At 69.0% G+C, this 18,081-nt stretch carries 19 protein-coding genes; 10 read left to right on the forward strand and 9 right to left on the reverse strand.

The genetic code is table 11. The features are described 5' to 3' along the window. Positions 1-23: 23 nt before the first annotated feature. Genes BN973_RS24430 through BN973_RS24440 form a run of 3 tightly spaced genes read left to right on the forward strand, consistent with a single transcriptional unit; the run spans position 24 to position 3,390 of the window. Complete coding sequence (locus BN973_RS24430) at positions 24-1,202, forward strand: NAD(P)/FAD-dependent oxidoreductase (RefSeq protein WP_036471276.1); 1,179 nt, start codon at positions 24-26, stop codon at positions 1,200-1,202. After that, positions 1,199-2,092, forward strand: a complete 894-nt coding sequence (locus tag BN973_RS24435) for an RNA polymerase sigma-70 factor (protein WP_036471277.1) — start codon at positions 1,199-1,201, stop codon at positions 2,090-2,092. Before BN973_RS24430 ends, BN973_RS24435 begins: the two co-directional genes overlap by 4 nt. Positions 2,093-2,136: 44 nt before the next feature. Then, entirely contained in the window at positions 2,137-3,390 is a 1,254-nt protein-coding gene (locus BN973_RS24440) for an aminodeoxychorismate synthase component I (RefSeq protein ID WP_036471278.1), read from the forward strand. Here the strand turns inward: BN973_RS24440 and rsmI are convergent. After that, complete coding sequence (rsmI, locus tag BN973_RS24445; protein ID WP_036471279.1) at positions 3,387-4,223, reverse strand: 16S rRNA (cytidine(1402)-2'-O)-methyltransferase; 837 nt, start codon at positions 4,221-4,223, stop codon at positions 3,387-3,389. The two genes, BN973_RS24440 and rsmI, sit on opposite strands and share 4 nt — an antisense overlap. A gap of 24 nt (positions 4,224-4,247) precedes the next feature. Between rsmI and BN973_RS24450 the strand changes: the two genes are divergently transcribed. After that, the gene (locus tag BN973_RS24450; RefSeq protein ID WP_036471281.1) at positions 4,248-5,816 is read left to right on the forward strand and encodes a dolichyl-phosphate-mannose--protein mannosyltransferase; all 1,569 of its coding nucleotides are present in this window, start codon (positions 4,248-4,250) and stop codon (positions 5,814-5,816) included. Positions 5,817-5,917: 101 nt separating this feature from the next. Here the strand turns inward: BN973_RS24450 and arcA are convergent, their stop codons facing one another. Continuing rightward, entirely contained in the window at positions 5,918-7,129 is a 1,212-nt protein-coding gene (gene arcA / locus BN973_RS24455) for an arginine deiminase (protein ID WP_036471283.1), read from the reverse strand. An 86-nt stretch (positions 7,130-7,215) separates the two neighbouring features. Here arcA and BN973_RS24460 point away from each other — a divergent pair, with 86 nt between their 5' ends. Further along, entirely contained in the window at positions 7,216-7,854 is a 639-nt protein-coding gene (locus BN973_RS24460; RefSeq protein WP_036471284.1) for an alpha-ketoglutarate-dependent dioxygenase AlkB, read from the forward strand. On the opposite strand, the gene BN973_RS24465 is transcribed toward BN973_RS24460, so the two are convergent. The 5 genes from BN973_RS24465 to BN973_RS24485 all read right to left on the reverse strand — a co-directional run bounded on the left by BN973_RS24465 (position 7,851) and on the right by BN973_RS24485 (position 12,068). Continuing rightward, positions 7,851-8,510 carry a DUF5642 family protein gene (locus tag BN973_RS24465; RefSeq protein ID WP_036471285.1) on the reverse strand — a complete coding sequence of 220 codons (660 nt, stop codon included), beginning with the start codon at positions 8,508-8,510 and terminating at the stop codon, positions 7,851-7,853. The two genes, BN973_RS24460 and BN973_RS24465, sit on opposite strands and share 4 nt — an antisense overlap. Before the next feature lie 28 nt (positions 8,511-8,538). Then, complete coding sequence (locus BN973_RS24470) at positions 8,539-9,210, reverse strand: DUF5642 family protein (RefSeq protein ID WP_036471286.1); 672 nt, start codon at positions 9,208-9,210, stop codon at positions 8,539-8,541. 26 nt (positions 9,211-9,236) lie between these two features. Continuing rightward, the gene (locus tag BN973_RS24475) at positions 9,237-10,238 is read right to left on the reverse strand and encodes a GNAT family N-acetyltransferase (RefSeq protein WP_139830290.1); all 1,002 of its coding nucleotides are present in this window, start codon (positions 10,236-10,238) and stop codon (positions 9,237-9,239) included. A gap of 166 nt (positions 10,239-10,404) precedes the next feature. Further along, on the reverse strand, positions 10,405-11,109 hold the full coding sequence (locus BN973_RS24480) for a TIGR03943 family putative permease subunit (protein ID WP_036471288.1): 705 nt from the start codon (positions 11,107-11,109) through the stop codon (positions 10,405-10,407). Further along, positions 11,106-12,068, reverse strand: coding sequence for a permease (locus BN973_RS24485; RefSeq protein WP_051641472.1), 963 nt, complete (start codon positions 12,066-12,068; stop codon positions 11,106-11,108). Before BN973_RS24485 ends, BN973_RS24480 begins: the two co-directional genes overlap by 4 nt. Positions 12,069-12,210: 142 nt before the next feature. On the opposite strand from BN973_RS24485, the gene BN973_RS24490 reads away from it, so the two are divergent. Next, positions 12,211-12,954 carry a class I SAM-dependent methyltransferase gene (locus BN973_RS24490; RefSeq protein WP_036471291.1) on the forward strand — a complete coding sequence of 248 codons (744 nt, stop codon included), beginning with the start codon at positions 12,211-12,213 and terminating at the stop codon, positions 12,952-12,954. Here BN973_RS24490 and BN973_RS24495 read toward each other — a convergent pair. Together BN973_RS24495 and BN973_RS24500 are read right to left on the reverse strand one after the other, a co-directional pair. After that, a complete protein-coding gene (locus BN973_RS24495; RefSeq protein ID WP_036473009.1) occupies positions 12,951-13,202 on the reverse strand; it encodes a hypothetical protein in 252 nt (83 codons plus the stop codon). The two genes, BN973_RS24490 and BN973_RS24495, sit on opposite strands and share 4 nt — an antisense overlap. A 110-nt stretch (positions 13,203-13,312) precedes the next feature. After that, positions 13,313-13,666, reverse strand: a complete 354-nt coding sequence (locus tag BN973_RS24500; protein WP_036471292.1) for an ArsR/SmtB family transcription factor — start codon at positions 13,664-13,666, stop codon at positions 13,313-13,315. A gap of 96 nt (positions 13,667-13,762) precedes the next feature. Between BN973_RS24500 and BN973_RS24505 the strand changes: the two genes are divergently transcribed. The 4 genes from BN973_RS24505 (at position 13,763) to BN973_RS24520 (ending at position 18,071) form a co-directional block, all read left to right on the forward strand. Further along, a complete protein-coding gene (locus tag BN973_RS24505) occupies positions 13,763-15,703 on the forward strand; it encodes a heavy metal translocating P-type ATPase (protein WP_051641473.1) in 1,941 nt (646 codons plus the stop codon). Continuing rightward, entirely contained in the window at positions 15,700-16,539 is an 840-nt protein-coding gene (locus BN973_RS24510) for a mycofactocin-coupled SDR family oxidoreductase (RefSeq protein WP_036473011.1), read from the forward strand. The genes BN973_RS24505 and BN973_RS24510 overlap by 4 nt, the downstream gene beginning before the upstream one ends. Positions 16,540-16,659: 120 nt before the next feature. Beyond that, complete coding sequence (locus BN973_RS24515; RefSeq protein ID WP_036471296.1) at positions 16,660-17,058, forward strand: ArsR/SmtB family transcription factor; 399 nt, start codon at positions 16,660-16,662, stop codon at positions 17,056-17,058. Beyond that, the gene (locus tag BN973_RS24520; protein ID WP_051641474.1) at positions 17,055-18,071 is read left to right on the forward strand and encodes a cation diffusion facilitator family transporter; all 1,017 of its coding nucleotides are present in this window, start codon (positions 17,055-17,057) and stop codon (positions 18,069-18,071) included. Before BN973_RS24515 ends, BN973_RS24520 begins: the two co-directional genes overlap by 4 nt. The last annotated feature ends 10 nt before the right edge of the window (positions 18,072-18,081 follow it).

The raw sequence follows: 18,081 nt of genomic DNA on the forward strand, positions 1-18,081 counted from the left end.
CCGAAGAGAATAAGGAGACAGCAATGAGCAACACTCGTGTGGTCGTCATCGGCGGTGGATACGCCGGCACTTTGGCGGCCAATCGCCTGCGGCAGCGGCCGGACCTCGAGGTCACCCTGGTGAATCCCCGTCCGGTCTTCGTCGAACGAATTCGCTTGCACCAGCTGGTCGCCGACACCGGCGCCGCGACCGCCGACTACGGCACGCTGCTCGGTGAGGGCATCCAGCTCGTCGTCGACGCCGTCGAGCGGATCGACACCGCCGACCGGCGGCTGCTGCTGACCTCCGGCACCGCGCTGGCCTACGACTACCTGATCTACGCGGTCGGCAGCACGGGCGTGGTGCCCGCCCAGGACGCGGTGCCCGGCGCCGCCGAATTCGCCCACTCGGTCTGCGATCTGGAAAGTGCGCAGCGGCTGCGTTATGCACTCGCCGACCTGCCGCTGAACGCACCAGTCACCGTGGTCGGTGGCGGGTTGACGGGTATCGAAACGGCGTCCGAGCTGGCCGAGCAGGGTCGTCCGGTGACGCTGGTGTGCGGTGGCACCCTCGGGACGTCGCTGAGCAAACGGGGCCGCCGTTCGGTGGCCAAGCAACTGCGCCGGCTCGAGGTCACCATCGCCGAAACGGTCGCCGTCAGCGAGGTCCGCTGGGACAGCGTGGTGCTCAGCGACGGCGCGGTGCTGCCCAGCGCGGCAACCGTGTGGACCGCCGGCTTCACCGTGCCGGACCTGGCCACCCGCAGCGGGCTGCGCACCGACGAGTTGGGCAGGCTGCTCACCGACGAGACGCTGACCAGCTTCGACGACGATCGCATCGTCGCCGCGGGTGACGCCGCCGCGCCGTCCGGCCAGCCGTTGCGGATGAGCTGCCAGGCCGCCGAGCCGCTGGGCGCCCAGGCCGCCGAAACCGTGCTCGCCCGGATCGCCGGGGAGGACCCCGCGGCGGTCAAGCAGGCGTTCGTCGGGCAGTGCATCAGCATCGGCCGCAGCCGCGGCACGCTGCAGTTCGCCCGCACCGACGACACCCCGGTGAACCTGGCGCTCGGCGGGCGCACCACCGCCGCGATCAAGGAGAGAATCTGCCGGGGCACGCTGTGGGCGATTCGGCGCGAGGCCGCCAAGCCGGGCTCGTACTTCTGGCTCAAGGGCGGTAACCGGCCCGCTCAACCGGCCGCCGACGAGCAGGTCGCGATCAAATGATCGCGACCGGCGAGCACGCGGAACGGTTCACGCTGCTGCGCCCGTTGCTGTTCACCATCGCCTACGAAATCCTGGGCTCGGCCACCGAGGCCGACGACGTATTGCAGGACAGCTATCTGCGGTGGGCGGACGTCGACCTGTCGGCGGTGCACGACACCAAGTCGTACCTGGCCCAGCTGGTGACCCGTCAGGCGCTGAACGCGCTGCGGGCCGGCGCCCGGCGCCGCGAGGAGTACGTCGGGCCGTGGCTGCCCGAGCCGCTGCTGCTCGACGACCAGGACCCGTCGACCGATGTCGTTCTGGCGGAATCGGTTTCGATGGCCATGCTGGTGCTGCTGGAGACGCTGAGTCCCGACGAGCGGGCGGTGTTCGTGCTGCGCGAGGTGTTCGGTTTCGACTACGGCGAGATCGCCGACGCGGTGGGCAAACCAGCGGCGACGGTCCGCCAGGTCGCCCACCGGGCCCGCGAACACGTGCGGGCGCGGCGCAAGCGCTTCGACACGGACCCGGCGCGCAACGCCGAGATCACCGCGCAGTTCCTGGCCACCGCGGCCAGCGGCGACGTGGACGGGCTGATGGCGATGCTGGCGCCGGACGCCACCTGGATGGCCGACAGCGGCGGCAAGGTGTCCGCGGCCCGGCGGCCGGTGGTCGGCGCCGACAAGGTGGCCCGGGCCGTCGCCGGGCTGATGCGCAAGGCCGCGGCGGTGCTGCGGGTGGAGATGGTGACCTGCAACAGCGCCCCGGCGGTGTTGCTCTACCTCGGCGATCAGCTCGAGGGAGTGATCACGCTGGAGATCATCGACGACAAGATCACCAACTTCTACGTGATGCGCAACCCGGACAAGCTGACGGCGCTGGCGAGGACCCGGGACATCAGCCGCGGCTGAGCGCCGGAGGGCGCGAATGTTCACCCTTCTGTCAAGCTAGGGAAGTGCGAATTGACCGGCTCGGCAACCTCGGCGAGGCACCCGGTGTGCTGCGCGCGATCGGTGATGCCGCTCGCCGGCTCGGGTTGCCGCCGCCCGCGGCGCTGACCGGCGAATGGTTCGGCGCGCTGGCCGTCATCGCGCCGAGCCTGGCGGTGCGACCGGTCGATCCGGCCGACGCGTTCGCCGTCCGGCTGGGCTCGCAGGCCCATCACTCCCCCGCGGTGGGCGGGGGCTGGGTCGGCTACCTGTCCTATCCGGACGCCGGCGCCGACGGGGGGGCGCCTCGCATCCCCGAAGCCGCCGGCGGCTGGACGGACTGCGTGCTGCGCCGCGACCGGGACGGGCAGTGGTGGTACGAGAGCCTGTCCGGGGCGCCGATGCCGCAGTGGCTGACCGCCGCGCTGGCCGCGACCCCGGGCCCGGCGCGCGAGTGCCGGATCGACTGGGATGCGGCCGACCGGGAGGCACACCGCGGCGCGGTGCTGGCCTGCCTGGAGGCCATCCGCGCCGGCGAGGTCTACCAGGCGTGCGTGTGCACCCGGTTCACCGGAACGGTCGCCGGGTCCTCGCTGGACTTCTTCGTCGACGGGGTCGCGCGCACGTCGCCGGCCCGCGCGGCCTACGTCGCGGGCGAATGGGGTGCGGTCGCGTCGCTGTCGCCCGAACTGTTCCTGCGCCGCCACGGCGCGGTCGTGATGTCGAGCCCGATCAAGGGGACGCTGCCGCTGGACGCCTGGCCGTCGGCGCTGCGCGCCTCGCCCAAAGAGGTGGCCGAGAACATCATGATCGTGGACCTGGTTCGTAACGACCTGGGCCGGGTGGCGGTCACCGGCACGGTCAAGGTGCCCGAACTGCTGGTCGTGCGGCGCGCACCGGGTGTATGGCATTTGGTGTCGACGGTGTCGGCGCAGGTGCCCGTCGAGCTGCCCACCTCGGCACTGCTGGACGCCGCCTTCCCGCCCGCCTCGGTCACCGGCACCCCCAAACACCGTGCCCGCCAACTGATTTCACAGTGGGAATCGCATCGTCGCGGAATATATTGCGGCACAGTCGGTTTGGCATCGCCCGTCGCCGGGTGCGAGCTCAACGTCGCGATCCGCACCGTGGAGTTCGATGCCGCCGGCGCCGCGGTGCTGGGCGTCGGCGGCGGCATCACCGCCGATTCCAACCCCGACGCCGAATGGGAGGAATGCCTGCACAAGGCCGCGCCCGTCGTCGGTGTGCCGTGCTCCGCGGCCGCGGCCTCGGTCGGTTAGTCACCGCGCGTCTTCAGCACCTCGTCGTAGAGCTGACGCGAGCGCACGCCCGGATGGGCCGCGGCCACCTCGGTGCAGGCGTCCTTGACCCGGACCCCGTCGGCGACGAGCTGCTGCACCCGGGCCACCAGGGACGGCACGTCGGCGGGCGGGCTCGCGCCGGCCAGCACGACGGTGATTTCGCCGAGCACGCCGTCGGCCGCCCAGGCCGCCAACTCCTGCAGCGTTCCGCGCACCACTTCCTCGTGCACCTTGGTCAGCTCCCGGCAGATCGCCGCTTGGCGGTCGCCACCGAGCTGTTCGACGGCATCGAGCAGACACGCCGCCAGCCGCCGCGGCGACTCGAAGAACACACAGGTGCGCCGCTCGCCGGCCAGCGAGGCCAGCCAGGTCTTGCGCGCCCCGCTCTTGCGCGGCGCGAAGCCCTCGAAGCAGAACTTCTCCGACGGCAGACCGGACACCGCCAGCGCGGTCGTCACCGCGGACGGCCCGGGCAGGCACGTCACGTCGACCCCGGCCTCGACACACGCCGCGACCATCCGGTACCCGGGGTCGCTGATCAGCGGCATTCCGGCATCGCTGACCACCAGCACCGTCGCACCGGCCTTGATCTCGTCGACCAGCGCCGGCACCCGCGCGGCCTCCACCTGGTCGAACATGCTGACCACCCGGCCGGTGATGCGCACGTCGAGCATTTTGGCCAGCGTCCGCACCCGCCGGGTGTCCTCGGCGGCCACCACATCGGCCTCGCCCAGCGCCTTGATCAGCCGCGGTGAGGCATCCGACGGCTGGCCCAACGGGGTCGCACCGAGCAACAGTCGACCACGGGACATGACGGACAGCCTACGATCGACCTGATGACCGCCCCGCCCAGCGACGCCGCCGTGCAGGTGGAGGACGCCGTCGAGGAGCGCGCCGTGCCCGTCGTCAGCCCGGGGCCGTTGATTCCGGTCGCGGATTTCGGGCCGACCGACCACATCCGCGGCTGGGTCGTCACCGGCATCGTCACCCTGCTGGCGGCCATCACCCGGTTCGTCAACCTGGGCTCGCCGACCGACGCCGGCACCCCTATCTTCGACGAGAAGCATTACGCGCCGCAGGCCTGGCAGGTGCTGCACAACCACGGCGTGGAGGACAACCCCGGGTTCGGCCTGGTGGTCCACCCTCCGGTCGGCAAGCAGCTGATCGCGATCGGCGAGGCGATCTTCGGCTACAACGGGGTGGGCTGGCGGTTCACCGGCGCGCTGCTCGGTGTCGTGATGGTGCTGCTGGTGATGCGGATCGCGCGGCGGATCAGCCGCTCGACGCTGGTCGGCGCGATTGCCGGGGTGCTCTGCATCTGCGACGGCGTCAGCTTCGTCGCCTCCCGCACCGCGCTGCTCGACGGCATACTCGCCTTCTTCGTGGTCGCGGCGTTCGGCGCGCTAATCGTCGACCGCGACGAAGTGCGACGGCGAATGCACGTCGCGCTGGCCGAAGGCCGCAACGCCGCAACCGAGTGGGGTCCGCGGCTGGGTGTGCGCTGGTGGCGGTTCCTGGCCGGCGTCATGCTCGGGTTGGCTTGCGGGACAAAGTGGTCCGGCCTCTACTTTGTGGTGTTCTTCGGCGTGATGTCGCTGGCGTTCGACGTGGCCGCCCGGCGGCAGTATCAGGTGAACCGGCCGTGGCTGGGCACACTGCGGCGCGACCTCGTCCCGACCGGATACGCGCTGGGTCTGATCCCGATCGCGGTGTACCTGGCCGGCTATGCGCCGTGGTTCGCGTCCGAGACCGCGATCGATCGGCACGAGGTGGGCCAGACGATCGGCCCGCACAGCAACTTTCCGTTCCCCGACGCGCTGCGTTCGCTGTGGCACTACAGCGCGAAGGCGCTGGAATTCCATGCGGGGCTGACCAATTCGGCGGGCAACTACCACCCGTGGGAGTCCAAGCCGTGGAGCTGGCCGATGTCGTTGCGGCCGGTGCTGTACGCGATCGACCAGCAGAACGTCAGCGGTTGCGGCGCGCAGTCGTGCGTCAAGGCCGAGATGCTGGTCGGCACGCCCGCGATGTGGTGGCTGGCGGTGCCGGTGCTGGTGTACGCCCTGTGGCGAGCGATCGTCCGGCGCGACTGGCGCTACGCCGTCGTCCTGGTCGGCTACTGCGCCGGGTGGCTGCCGTGGTTCGCCGACATCGACCGGCAGATGTACTTCTTCTACGCGGCGACGATGGCGCCGTTCCTGGTGATGGGCATCGCGCTGATCGGCGGCGACATTCTCTATCGCCCGGGCCAAACCGCCGAACGCCGCACCCTGGGACTCATCGTCGTGAGTTCGTACGTCGCTTTGGTGGTGACCAACTTCGCCTGGCTGTTCCCGGTGCTCACCGGTATGCCCATTTCGCAGCAGACCTGGGACATGGAGATCTGGCTGCCCAGTTGGCGCTAGCTTTTCTGGGCTGCTGATCACCAGCTCGCCGCGAGACTGTACCTAGCGACGGCACTACTACTCGTGGAACGCGTTGCCACTTACAGTCTCGCGGCGGAAAACTAGAGCGGATCGCGGGCGACCGGGCACGACATGCAGCGCGGCCCACCGCGGCCGGTGCCCAATTCGGAGCCCGCGATCGTCAACACCTCGATACCGGCGTCCCGCAGGCGCGTGTTGGTTTCCACGTTGCGCTCGTAGGCGACGACGACGCCGGGCGCCAGCGCCAGCGTGTTGTTGCCGTCGTCCCACTGTTCGCGTTCCGCGACGACGGGGTCCAGACCGGTGTCGATGACGCGCAGCTTGTCGATGCCCATCGCGTTGGCCGCCGCCTCTAGAAAGGAAGCCTCATCACTGATGTTCACCCCGTCGGGCGTGGGCCGAAGCGTGAACGCCGACAGGTTGTCGACGATGTTGGCGTACATGACCACGGTGTCGGTGTCGACCATCGTGCACACGGTGTCCAGGTGCATCTGGGCACGCCGCTGCTCGATCGGCACGGCCAGCACCGTGTGCGCCAGGTCATCGTCAAAGAGGCTGCGCGCCAACGCTTCCGCACCTGCGGGCGTGGTCCGCTCCCCCACCCCGACCGCGATGACGCCGGGTGACAGCAACAGCACGTCGCCGCCTTCGACCGGCGCGGACCTCGACTCGTAGGCCTTGCGCACCCCGGTGAACCGCGGGTGATGGGCGTAGATCAGATCGGTCAGCGACGTCTCCCGGGCCCGCGCGCGCAACGCCAGCGAGGGAATCACCACCCGCTGCTCGATCCAGATCGACGAGTCCCGGGTGAACACCAGGTTCGGCAGCGGGTCGATCACGAAATCCGCACCGTGGTGCATGCGCAGCACCAGCGACACGTCGGTCCGGGTGTCGGGCGGCAGCTCGTTGAACGTCATGCCGGCCATCAGGACGTGCGCCAGCTTGGCCGGGTCCAGGCCGCGCAGGTATGCCGAAAGTTCCTGCGCCAGCGGCGCTCCGAGCCGGCGCGCATCCACCGCGGCGGCCACCCCCTGCATCCGGGCGGCCCCGCTGTGGTTGAGTGCCTCGGTCAGCAGGTCGGACAGCAGCAGCACTTCCACCCCGCGGGCGCGCAGCAGCCCGGCGAACTCGTCGTGTTCCTCCTGCGCCCGAGCGACCCATGGCAGCCCGTCGAACAGCAGCTGGTCGTTGTTGCCGGGGTTGAGTCGTCGCAGCTCGGCCCCGGGGCGGTGCAAGATCGCGATCCGCAGCGCGCCGACCTCGGAATTGGTGCTCAGCTCAATAACACCCACAGCTAAACCGTAGCCGCGCGATACCGGACCGTCGCGTCACACCCGGGGCGCGCTGGTGGCCGGGCGAGTCCGGATCGATCGAACTAATGTGCGATAAACTGTCCGGCGTGGGGACCCGGATATCAGGGGTACAGGGCTCGCTGTTCGAGCACACCCAGCGGCGGCAACTCGGTGACGGCGCTTTCATCGAGGTCCGCGCAGGCTGGCTCGCCGACGACCCATCCGGTTCGCACGAGCTGCTCGACGCGCTGCTTTCCACCGTGCCGTGGCGGGCCGAGCGCCGCCAGATGTACGACCGGGTGGTCGACGTGCCGCGGCTGGTGAGCTTTCACGATCTGACCGTCGAGGACCCGCCCCACCCGCTGCTGGGGCGGCTGCGGCGGCGGCTCAACGACATCTACGCGGGCGAGCTCGGCGAGCCGTTCACCACGATCGGGTTGTGTTACTACCGCGACGGCTCGGACAGCGTCGCCTGGCACGGCGACACCATCGGCCGCAGCAGCACCGAGGACACCATGGTGGCGATCATCAGTCTCGGCGCCACCAGAACGTTAGCGATGCGCCCGCGCGGCGGCGGGCGGTCGTTGCGGCTGCCGCAGGCGCATGGCGACCTGCTGGTGATGGGCGGATCCTGCCAGCGCACCTGGGAACACGCAGTTCCGAAGACGGCTCTGCGCAAGGGCCCGCGGGTCAGCATCCAGTTCCGGCCCCGCGACGTGCGCTAGGACGTGCGGATCGTGGCCACCGCCTTGACGAGCAGGTCGCGGGCCCGCTGCGTGTCCACCTTGGCGACCGGCTGGTCCGGGATCACGAGCGGGTTGGCGATCACGATCACCTGGTAGTCGCCGAACTGCGCGGAGTAGTCGTACAGCTCGCCGGTGCGGGGGCCACCGGCGATCAGCGCCTGCAGGACGCGGTGCACGCCGAACGTGTGCGTCCCGTCGATGGTCGGCGCGTCGATGACCTCGAGACCGCCGCGCACCCCGGTGCCGGCGAACGCGACCTTGGCGCAGTCCTTGCCCGGGTCGCTGACCGGCAGCGGCTTGGAGGTTTCGACCGCGATGACGACGTACCGGTTGCCGCCACCCTCGGCCGACACCGCGGCCATGTTCCCCTGCACGTCCGGCGGCATGTCGGGGCCCGACGCCAGCTTCGCGCAGTTGGCGGGATCGAACTTCAGGCCATCGGGTAGCTTGCGGGCGGACAGCAGCTTGGGGTCGATCGCCCGTTCGGAGATGTCGGTGACGTTGAACTCGGGTCCGAAGCTCGACTTCACCGCGACGACCTTGGCGATGTCGGCGTTTGGCGAGGCGGTGGTGGCATTCGACGAGCAACCGGCGAGCACGCATACGGCGGCGAGCACGCGAACCAGCTTGGACACCGTGGCTAATCTACCCAACGGCGGGCGTTCAGCTGCGCAACGTGGACACCGTTTTGACCAGCAGATCGGCGGCGAAATGCGGCGGCAATGCCGGCAGCGCCGAGCCCGGATCGGTGGTCACCGTGGTGAAGGCGTAGTAGTCGCCCAGGTATGCGATGAATGTGTATGCCCGCGAATCGGTTTCGGTGCCCGACTCGGCGGCGGACTTGATCTCGACGACCATGCCGACCGTTTGCGCGTCGTCGATGTGCGGAGGATCGGTCAGCCGCACGCTGGCCGTGGTGTGCTCGGCGGTCATGACCCAGTGGCCGCAGGTGTCGACGACGCCGGGGTCCAGCTCGATATCTGGCAAAGCCACCACCGCCACGGTGACGATGCCGCCGGGACCCGAGGCCGAGAAACCCTGCGCGGATTGGTCGCGGCCCTTGCCGGGGTCGGCGAGTGCGGCGCAGGAAGCGGGGGCAGACGTCGCGTCGGGGCCCAGGCCCCAGATCACCCGCGGCGAGGCCGCGCTCGGAATGCCGGGAGTGGCCTCGTAATTCGGCGGCAGGTCGCGAATCACCCGCTTGATGTTGGCGGGGTCGACGACGGTGCCGTGCGCCGACGTCGAGGACGTCGCCGAGGGCCGGTGTGCCGGCGCGGGTGAGCCACAGGCAGCGACCAACAACGTGAGCACCGCACCAAACCAGAACGGCCGCATGCGGAGTTGATACCACGAGAGGCCGATCAGCCGAGCGCCTCGATCACCTGGCGCGCGACGCGTTTGATCTCGTCGGCCAACTCGCGCTTGATGCCCAGCTCGCGCCGGCGCGGCACGTCGATGACGGTGGTGATGACCCCGACGTCTTCGCGCTGCCAGACCGCGCCGTGGCGGTCCATGATCGTGCGCATCGGCAGATTGTCGGAAAGCATTCGCGCGGAAAACCTTTCGACCCCGTCGACCTTGGCGGCGATCGACAGCGCGCCGATCAGGAAGCTCCCGATCCCCCGGCCCTGGTAGGCGTCGGCGACGGTGAACGCGATCTCGGCGACCGTCGGATCCTTTTCGTCGCGGACGAAGCGCGCGTCGGCCACCGGGTCGTCGCCGTCGGTGACCACCCACACGAAGTGGTCGACGTAGTCGACCTCGGACAGGTACTGCATCAGCGCCGGCGACGGCAGCCGGGCCGTCATGAACCGCCGATACAGCGTCTCGCTGGAGAACTGAATATGCCCGTGCACGGTCCGCTCGTCGTCGCCGGGCAGCACCGGCCGCAGCAGCAGGCGGGTCCCGTCGCGCACCCGGATCGGGATGGGCGTGACAAACGCGGCCAGTCGCTGGCGCACCATCCGCAGCAGCCGGGGCATGATGCCCGGGATGTGCACCAGCCGGGTGAACGCATCGTTGTCGCCGATCCACCCGGTCAGCGGTTCGAGCGTGGTGACGGTCGCGATGCGGGGGCTGTCGCGCAGCAGCGCGATCTCGCCGATGAGCGCGCCGGCGGCCGTCTGGCCGATGGCCACCGCGCCGTCGACGCTCGTGTGTCGAATCTCGGCGGTGCCCGAGGAGATGAGCAGGAAAGACACGGCCTGCTCGCCTTGGCGCATCAGGACCTGTCCGGCCGCGGCGCGCAGCGGCTGCAGGCTGGCCGCCAACGGCTCCAAGTCTTCGATGGCGCATCCGGAGAAGATGTCCATCGCGGCGAGTTGTTCCGTCCGCGCACCGATCAATTCGGCCACGGCGGCAATCCACGCGTCCCGCCGTGGCGGCACCGGCCCTCGACTCGCGATGCTCGATCTGCCATGACCGCCCGCCTGCGCTGCCGTCGTCTACCGCGCCCACACGGGACAGCTGGACACGGTCGGATGTTGCTCAGGTTAGGAGCTGGCTGCTGGCCGCGGCAAGGACGTGCGCTTATGCGTAGGGGTTCGCCGGGGCGGGGACCGGCGTGGCCGAGACGGCCCGCAGGGTCGGTATCGGCGGCGTATGAGGTTGGCGCTGGGCGGGGATTATCACGCCTTCCACCCGCAGCCAGGTGTTGTCGGGGAAGTGAATTGCGCTGACGCCGTCGTGATCGCGCAGATGGATGCGAGCCAGTTGGGCGTCGGCGGCACAACAGATGATGACGATGCGGGCAAGGTCGACGCCGCCGGGTTCGTTGAGGGCGAAGCCGGTGACCGTGATCAGCCGGTTGTTCAGCGACCCGGTGCTGTCGTTGGCCGCCCGCACCACCGCCTCCGCCAGCGATACCTCCGGCGCCCGCCCCGGCGGCAATGGCGGAAACGCCACGCGCAGAACATCATTGGAGACATTTGTCACCGATGTGGCGGCCTGGGGCCGCAGCGGCGGGGGCGACACAAAGCACAGCACCACGATGGGCACCGCCAGCAGCCACACCACACCGCCGCGGTGGGCGTGCCCGGCTTCGACATCGCGGCCCCCGCGACGGACGTCGCCGACGATGGACACCAGCGCGAGCCCGATCAGCAGCGCGGCGGTGAGCACCAGCCACGGCAGCAGCGAGGGCTTGACGTACCGGGTGAACACGCCGGTCGCCACGATCAGCCCGATGCTCAGGCCGACCAGCAGCAGGATCGTGTTCTCGGTTTCGCGCTTCATCGGGGACTGCCCAGCAACAGCACCCCGACTCCGGTGGCCACCACGGTGGCAACGATCAGCGTCGCGGGAGCGAAGCGGGCGGCGAACGCGCGCCCGAACATGCCGGACTGCATCGCCAGCAGCTTGACGTCGACGGCGGGCCCGACCACCAGGAACACCAGCCGCGGCACCAGCGGAACCATCGTCAGGCTGGACGCCACGAACGCGTCGGCCTCCGAGCACACCGCCAGGGTGACGGCCAGCGCGGCCATCACGACGACGCCCAGAACCAAATGCGCGCCGACGTTTTCGAAGATCCGCGGCGGCACCAGCACGTGTAGGGCCGCCGCGGCCGCGGCTCCCACGACGAGGTAGGCCGCCGCCTGCAGGAAATCATGCCGGGCCACTTCGCAGAACAGCAGCCACTTCGACTGTCCGTCGGGGCCATGGGAGTGGCGCGGCGGGAGTCGTCGGGTGATCCATTCGGTGCGGCCCCACCGTGACCATGCCCAGCCCATCACCACCGCGGTCAGCAACGACGCGGCGACCCGGGCGATGACCATCTTCGGCTGACCCGGGAACGCGACGGCCGTCGCGACCACGACGACGGGGTTGATGGCGGGGGCGGCCAGCATGAACGTCAGGGCCGCCGCTCCGGCCGCCCCGCCGTCGCCGAAGAGCCGGCGGGCCACCGGCACCGAGCCGCACTCACATCCGGGCAGCGCCGCCCCGGCGACACCGGCGGCAAGCACCGCGGTGCCGGCCCGGCGCGGCAACCAGCGCACCAATCGCTCGGGAGGCAGGAAGACCGCGATCAATCCGCTGACCACCACGCCCAGGCCCAGGAAGGGCAGGGCCTGCACGAAAACGCCGCAGAACACGGTGCCCGCGGTGGACAGGGCGTTGCTGTTCACGACGACGGTCCGCAGCCACGTCCCGGCGATCGCGAACCCCACCAAACCGAAGACCAGGACTTCCATCGACCCGAAACGCGGTCGACGCTCGGCCCTCACCTAATACACCCGGACTGGAATCGCATGACCATTGATGAAAATGATTATCACTGTGACGGACCGTCGGCCCGCAGCCGGGCCACCGGCATGTCGGCTAGCCTGCAAGGCAATGAGCCAGGATCCGGTCGAGTTGACCCGCGGCCTGCTGAGCCAGACCGCCGAGCTGCGACACGGGTTTCTCGACGTGTTGGGCGAATCGACCAGTGCACCCGTTCCGACCGTCGCGCAACGCGCCATGAACAGCACGTTCGTCGCCACGGTTTACGAACGGGTGTGGCGGCCGAGCGCGTTCTACGCCGCCAGCGGCCTCACCCACCGGGCCGAGCAGCGCCGCGCCGCCTCGGCGCTGCGGCTGTCGAGTGCTCAACGGTTACTCGATGTCGCTTGTGGCCCAGGCAATTTCACCGCTCCCCTGGCCGCGGACCTGCCCGACGACGGCCTGGCGGTCGGATTCGACATCTCCGAATCGATGCTGACGCGTGCGGTCGCCGACAACAGCGGGCCGCACACCTGCTATGTCCGCGGCGATGCCCGGACGTTGCCGTTCGACGACGAAACCTTCGACGCGGTGTGCTGTTTCGGCGCGCTGTACCTGATGCCCGAGCCGTTTCGGGTGGCCGGCGAGATGGTGCGGGTGCTGCAGCCCGGAGGTCGGATCGCGATCCTGACCAGCTACGCCCCGCAAGCCGCTGCGGTGCGTCGGCCGATGACGGCGATCGCGCGCAGCATCGGACTCAGGGTGTTCGGCCGGGGCGACTTCGTCGATCTGTTCTCGTCGGCCGGCCTCGTCGACATCGAGCAACAGACGCAGCGCGCCGTGCAGTTCGTCGTCGCGGCAAACCCGACGCGCTAGGACGCGGCCTTTGCGACGCCAAGGATCCGGACGACCGGCGTGCCCTCTTCGCACTCCAGGACCCAGGGTTCGCCGCCGTTGACGGGCTCGGAGGTGAGCCTGAACATGACCGGCGTGCCGATCCGATGCGACCTCTGCGTGCATTCGACCTGGAACAGCCGGTAGTCACCGTCTTCCCCGATGGCCAGCGAGAAGCCCGGCTCGACGGATTCGACCGGGACCTTCTGCAGGTAGTACTCGATACTCATCCCCATCACATTAGAGCCGACAGCGTATCTAATCCCACGCCGAAACACTGTCTTATCAAATGTTCAGCTAAATTTTTCCGACCGCGTCAGGATCGGGTTGTTGGCGGCGGCTACGCCGTCGAGTCGGTCGCACCGAGACGCAGGTGCTCGATGTGGTAGACGGCTTCGTCGAGCAATTGAGCGACGTGGTTGTCGTAGAGCCGGTAGACGATGTTGCGGCCGTTGCGGTCACCGGCGACCAGCCCGAGCGCGCGCAGCAGCCGCAACTGGTGAGACACCGCCGGCTGTTCCATCCCGACCGCCGTCGACAGCTCACCGACCGAGCAGGGCGATTGCCGCAGCCGGGTCAGGATCATCAGCCGGTTGGGTGATGCCAGCGCCTGCAGCGTCTCGGCGATCTTGACGGCCGACACCGAGTCGAGCGTGGCCGGTGGCGTCACCCTGCCGTCGACTCCGTGTCCCATCTCTCAATTGAAGCACGCACCCACAAACTGGTATGACACATGTAGAGCTTTACATGTATACATGGATGCTTGGGTTTGCGAGGGAGGAACGCTTCGATGACGTGCACCACGGTGCAGCCGACACGCACGCCGGTGATACGCCGGCCAAGCGTTTCGGGTCTGTGGGCGGTCGCATCCGTCCGGTGGGCGACCGTCGCCCTGGTGCTGTTCGCGGCCGGACTCGCGGCCCGGTTGCTGGGCGCTCCGTCGTGGGGTTGGTGGGTCTTCTACCTGGCGTGCTATCTCACCGGCGGCTGGGCGCCGGCCTGGGAAGGCTTGCAGGCGTTGCGTTCTCGCACGCTTGACGTCGATCTGCTGATGGTGGTGGCCGCCATCGGTGCCGCGGTCATCGGGCAGATCTTCGACGGCGCCCTGCTGATCGTCATTTTCGCCACGTCTGGTGCGTTGGAGGACGCGGCGACCAAGCGCACCGAGGACTCGGTCAAGGGCTTGCTCGACCTCGCACCCGATCGCGCGGTCCGCATCGACGCCGACGGGTTCGAGGAAGAGGTCGACGCCGCCGACCTACGGGTCGGTGACGTCGTCAGCGTGCGCCCCGGTGAGCGCGTCTGCGCCGACGGTGTCGTCGTCGACGGCGCCTCCGATGTCGACCAATCCTCGGTCACCGGGGAGCCGATGCCGGTCGGCAAGGCAGGCGATGACGAGGTCTTCGCCGGCACGCTCAATGGTGCTGGGGCACTTCGTGTTCGCGTCACCAAGGACCCGTCCGCCACCGTCGTCGCCCGCATTGTTGCCCTCGTCACCGAAGCGTCGGCCACTAAAGCCAAGACACAGCTGTTCATCGAGAAGGTCGAGCAACGCTATTCCGTCGGCGTTGTCGCGGCCACCCTCGCCCTGTTCGCGGTACCCCTGATTCTCGGGGCGCAACTGCAGACCACACTGCTGCGGGCAATGACGTTCATGATCGTGGCGTCGCCGTGCGCGGTGGTGTTGGCGACCATGCCGCCGCTGCTCTCGGCGATCACCAACGCCGGACGCCACGGTGTGCTGGTCAAGTCGGCGGTTGCGATGGAGCACCTGGCGGACACCACTGCGGTGACCCTCGACAAGACCGGCACCCTGACGACCGGTGCGCCGCGACTTACCAGCATCGCCGTGATCGATGGCTGCTCTTCCGAGGATGACGTGCTGCGAATAGCCGCCAGCGCAGAGCAATTCAGCGAACATCCACTCGGGCGTGCGGTCGTCGCGGCCGCCCGTGCACGCGGACTCGCCTTTGCCGAAGCCACCGACTTTCAGGCGCTTCCGGGTCGCGGCGTGCGGGCACGTCTCGCGGACCGGACCATCGAGGTGCTCAGCCCGCGCGCATTTTCCGGCAACCCGGTCGCGGCCGGCGGCCTCGAACGCCGGGGCAGCACCGCGGTTCTCGTCATCGTCGACGGTGCGCCGGTGGGTGTGCTCGGACTGGACGACACCGTGCGCGAGGGCACCGACGCGGTGGTCCGCGAGATCGCCGCGATCACCGCGGGCCCCCCGGTCCTGCTGACCGGGGATACCCGGCCGGCCGCGGAGCAGCTGGCCACACAGGTCGGCATCACCGACGTTCGGGCCGACCTGCTGCCCGACGGCAAGGTCGCCGCCGTGCGGGGGCTCCAGGCCGACGGGCACCGCGTGCTGTTCGTCGGCGACGGCATCAACGACGCACCCGCCATGGCCGCGGCCCACTCCTCAATTGCCATGGGCCGCAACGGAGCCGACCTGACGCTGGAAACAGCCGATGCCGTCACCGTCCGCGACGAACTCGCCACCATCCCGGCGGTCGTTACGCTGGCCCGTCGCGCCCGCCGGGTCGTCATCGCCAACCTGGCCATCGCGGCGACCTTCATCACCGGGCTCGTCGCCTGGGACTTGTTCGGCCACCTGCCGCTGCCCCTCGGCGTGGCAGGCCACGAGGGGTCGACAGTCATCGTCGCGCTCAATGGTTTGCGTCTCCTGAGCGGGCGGGCGTGGCGGTCAGCGATATCGTGGTCACCATGACAAACGGCAGGGTGGCCGGCAAGGTCGCGTTCATCACGGGCGCCGCGCGCGGCCAAGGTCGAGAGCACGCGGTCCGCCTCGCCGAAGAAGGCGCCGACATCATCGCCGTCGATCTGTGTAGCGACGTCGAGGGCGTCATCTATCCGGGAGCGACGGAGGCCGATCTCGACGAAACCGCGGCGCTGGTGGAGAAGCTGGACCGGCGCGTCGTGACCGCCACGGCCGACGTCCGAGACCTCGCGGGCCTGCGCGATGCGTTGCAGCGGGGCATCGACGAGTTGGGCCGGCCCGATGTGGTCGTTGCCAACGCCGGCATCAGCGGCAGTCCCGCGCCGGCCGCGCTGCTCGAAGAAGCGGCCTGGCAGACGATGCTCGACATCAATCTCACCGGGGTCTGGCACACCATCAAGGTGGCGGTGCCGCATATGTCCGACGGCCGTGGCGGATCCATCATCTTGGTGAGCTCCATGTTGGGGCTGCGCGGCGGCGGGTACATGGCGCACTACGCCTCGGCCAAGCACGGTGTGGTCGGCTTGATGAATTCGCTCGCGAATGAGCTTGCACCGCAGTTGATTCGAGTCAATTCGATCCACCCCGGCAACGTGCGGACGCCGATGATCGACAACGAGCCGTTCCACCGCACGTTGCGGCCGGACCTGCCCAACCCCACGATGGACGACACGGCCGCCGTGCTCGGCCACTTCCACATGCTGCCGGTACCGGTGATCGAGGCGCGTGCGGTCAGCAATGCCGTGCTGTTTCTCGCTTCCGACGAGGCGCAGTACATCACCGGGGCGGCATTGCCGATCGACGCGGGGGCCGTCGCGAAGTTCTGACGCCGGTCACACGCGTAACTCGCGCGGACCATGAGACGATTCACAGCTGCGATATCGCATTCCGAAGTCGCCTGATGGTCGGCGGAGCCGCGCAGGCCGACCTTCCGCTATTATCTACGTATGAATGCAGATAACGCTGCAGCGCCGCTCGCCGAGGATCAGGTCGGCCTGATCGTCGAAGTCTTCCGAATGTTGGCCGACCACACCAGGATTCGGGTGTTGTGGGCGCTGACCGAGGGCGAGTCGTCGGTCAACGACCTTGCCGAAAAGGTGGACAAGCCCGCGCCGTCGGTATCTCAGCATTTGGCCAAGCTGCGCATGGCCCGCCTGGTCCGCACCCGCCGGGCCGGCACCACGATCTTCTACAGCCTGGAAAACGAGCACGTCCGTCAATTGGTGATCGACGCGGTGTTCAACGCCGAGCACGCCGGTCCCGGCGTGCCGTCCCATCACCGCGGGGACCCGAACGTGCGGGGCATCACCACCGAGCGCCGGGCGCGAAAGGCCAAGGCGCGATGAGCGATCACGAGCACGAGCACCCGAAGGGATTGCGGGGCGCGATCAAGGAAATTTTCGCGCCGCATTCCCACGACGCCGCCGACAACGTTGACAGCGAGCTGGAATCCAGCGCCGACGGCATCCGTGCGGTCAAGATCAGCTTGCTGGTCCTGGGTGTGACCGCCGCCGCGCAGATCGTCGTCGTGGTGCTCTCCGGCTCCATCGCGCTGGCCGCCGACACCATCCACAACTTCTCCGACGCGCTCACCGCCGTACCGCTGTGGATCGCGTTTGCGTTGAGCACCAAGGCCGCAACCCGCCGCTACACCTACGGGTTCGGCCGGTCCGAAGACCTTGCCGGACTGTTCGTGGTCGCGATGATCACGCTGTCGGCGATCGGCGCCGGCTATGAGGCCATCGAGCGGCTGATCACTCCACGGCCCATCGAGCACCTCGCGTGGGTCGCGGTGGCCGGGCTGCTGGGGTTCATCGGAAACGAATGGGTGGCCCTCTACCGCATTCGGGTGGGACGCCGTATCGGCTCGGCCGCACTCGTCGCCGACGGCCTGCACGCCCGCACCGACGGCTTCACCTCGCTGGCGGTGCTGATCGGCGCGGGCGGCGTGGCGTTGGGCTACCCGCTTGCCGATCCGATCATCGGCCTGATGATCACGGTGGCCATTCTGGCGGTGCTGCGTACCGCCGTGCGAGATGTGTTCCGCCGGCTGATGGACGGTGTTGATCCGAAGCTGATCGACACCGCCGAAGCCGCGCTGGCCGCCCGGCCGGGGGTGCGGTCGGTGCGCAGCGTGCGGATGCGCTGGATTGGGCACCGGCTGCACGCCGATGCCGAGCTCGACATCGACCCCGCGCTGAGTTTGGCTGCCGCACATCAAATCGCGCACGAATCCGAACACGATCTGATTCACGCGGTACCGAAGCTGACCACGGCGATGATCCACGCCTATCCGGCCGGCGGAATCAATGCGGCACAGCAACATCGCGAGAGCGCCGGGTCACACACTCATCCTTGACCCGGCCGGG

This window comes from Mycobacterium triplex (genome assembly GCF_000689255.1).
Classification (GTDB): domain Bacteria; phylum Actinomycetota; class Actinomycetes; order Mycobacteriales; family Mycobacteriaceae; genus Mycobacterium; species Mycobacterium triplex.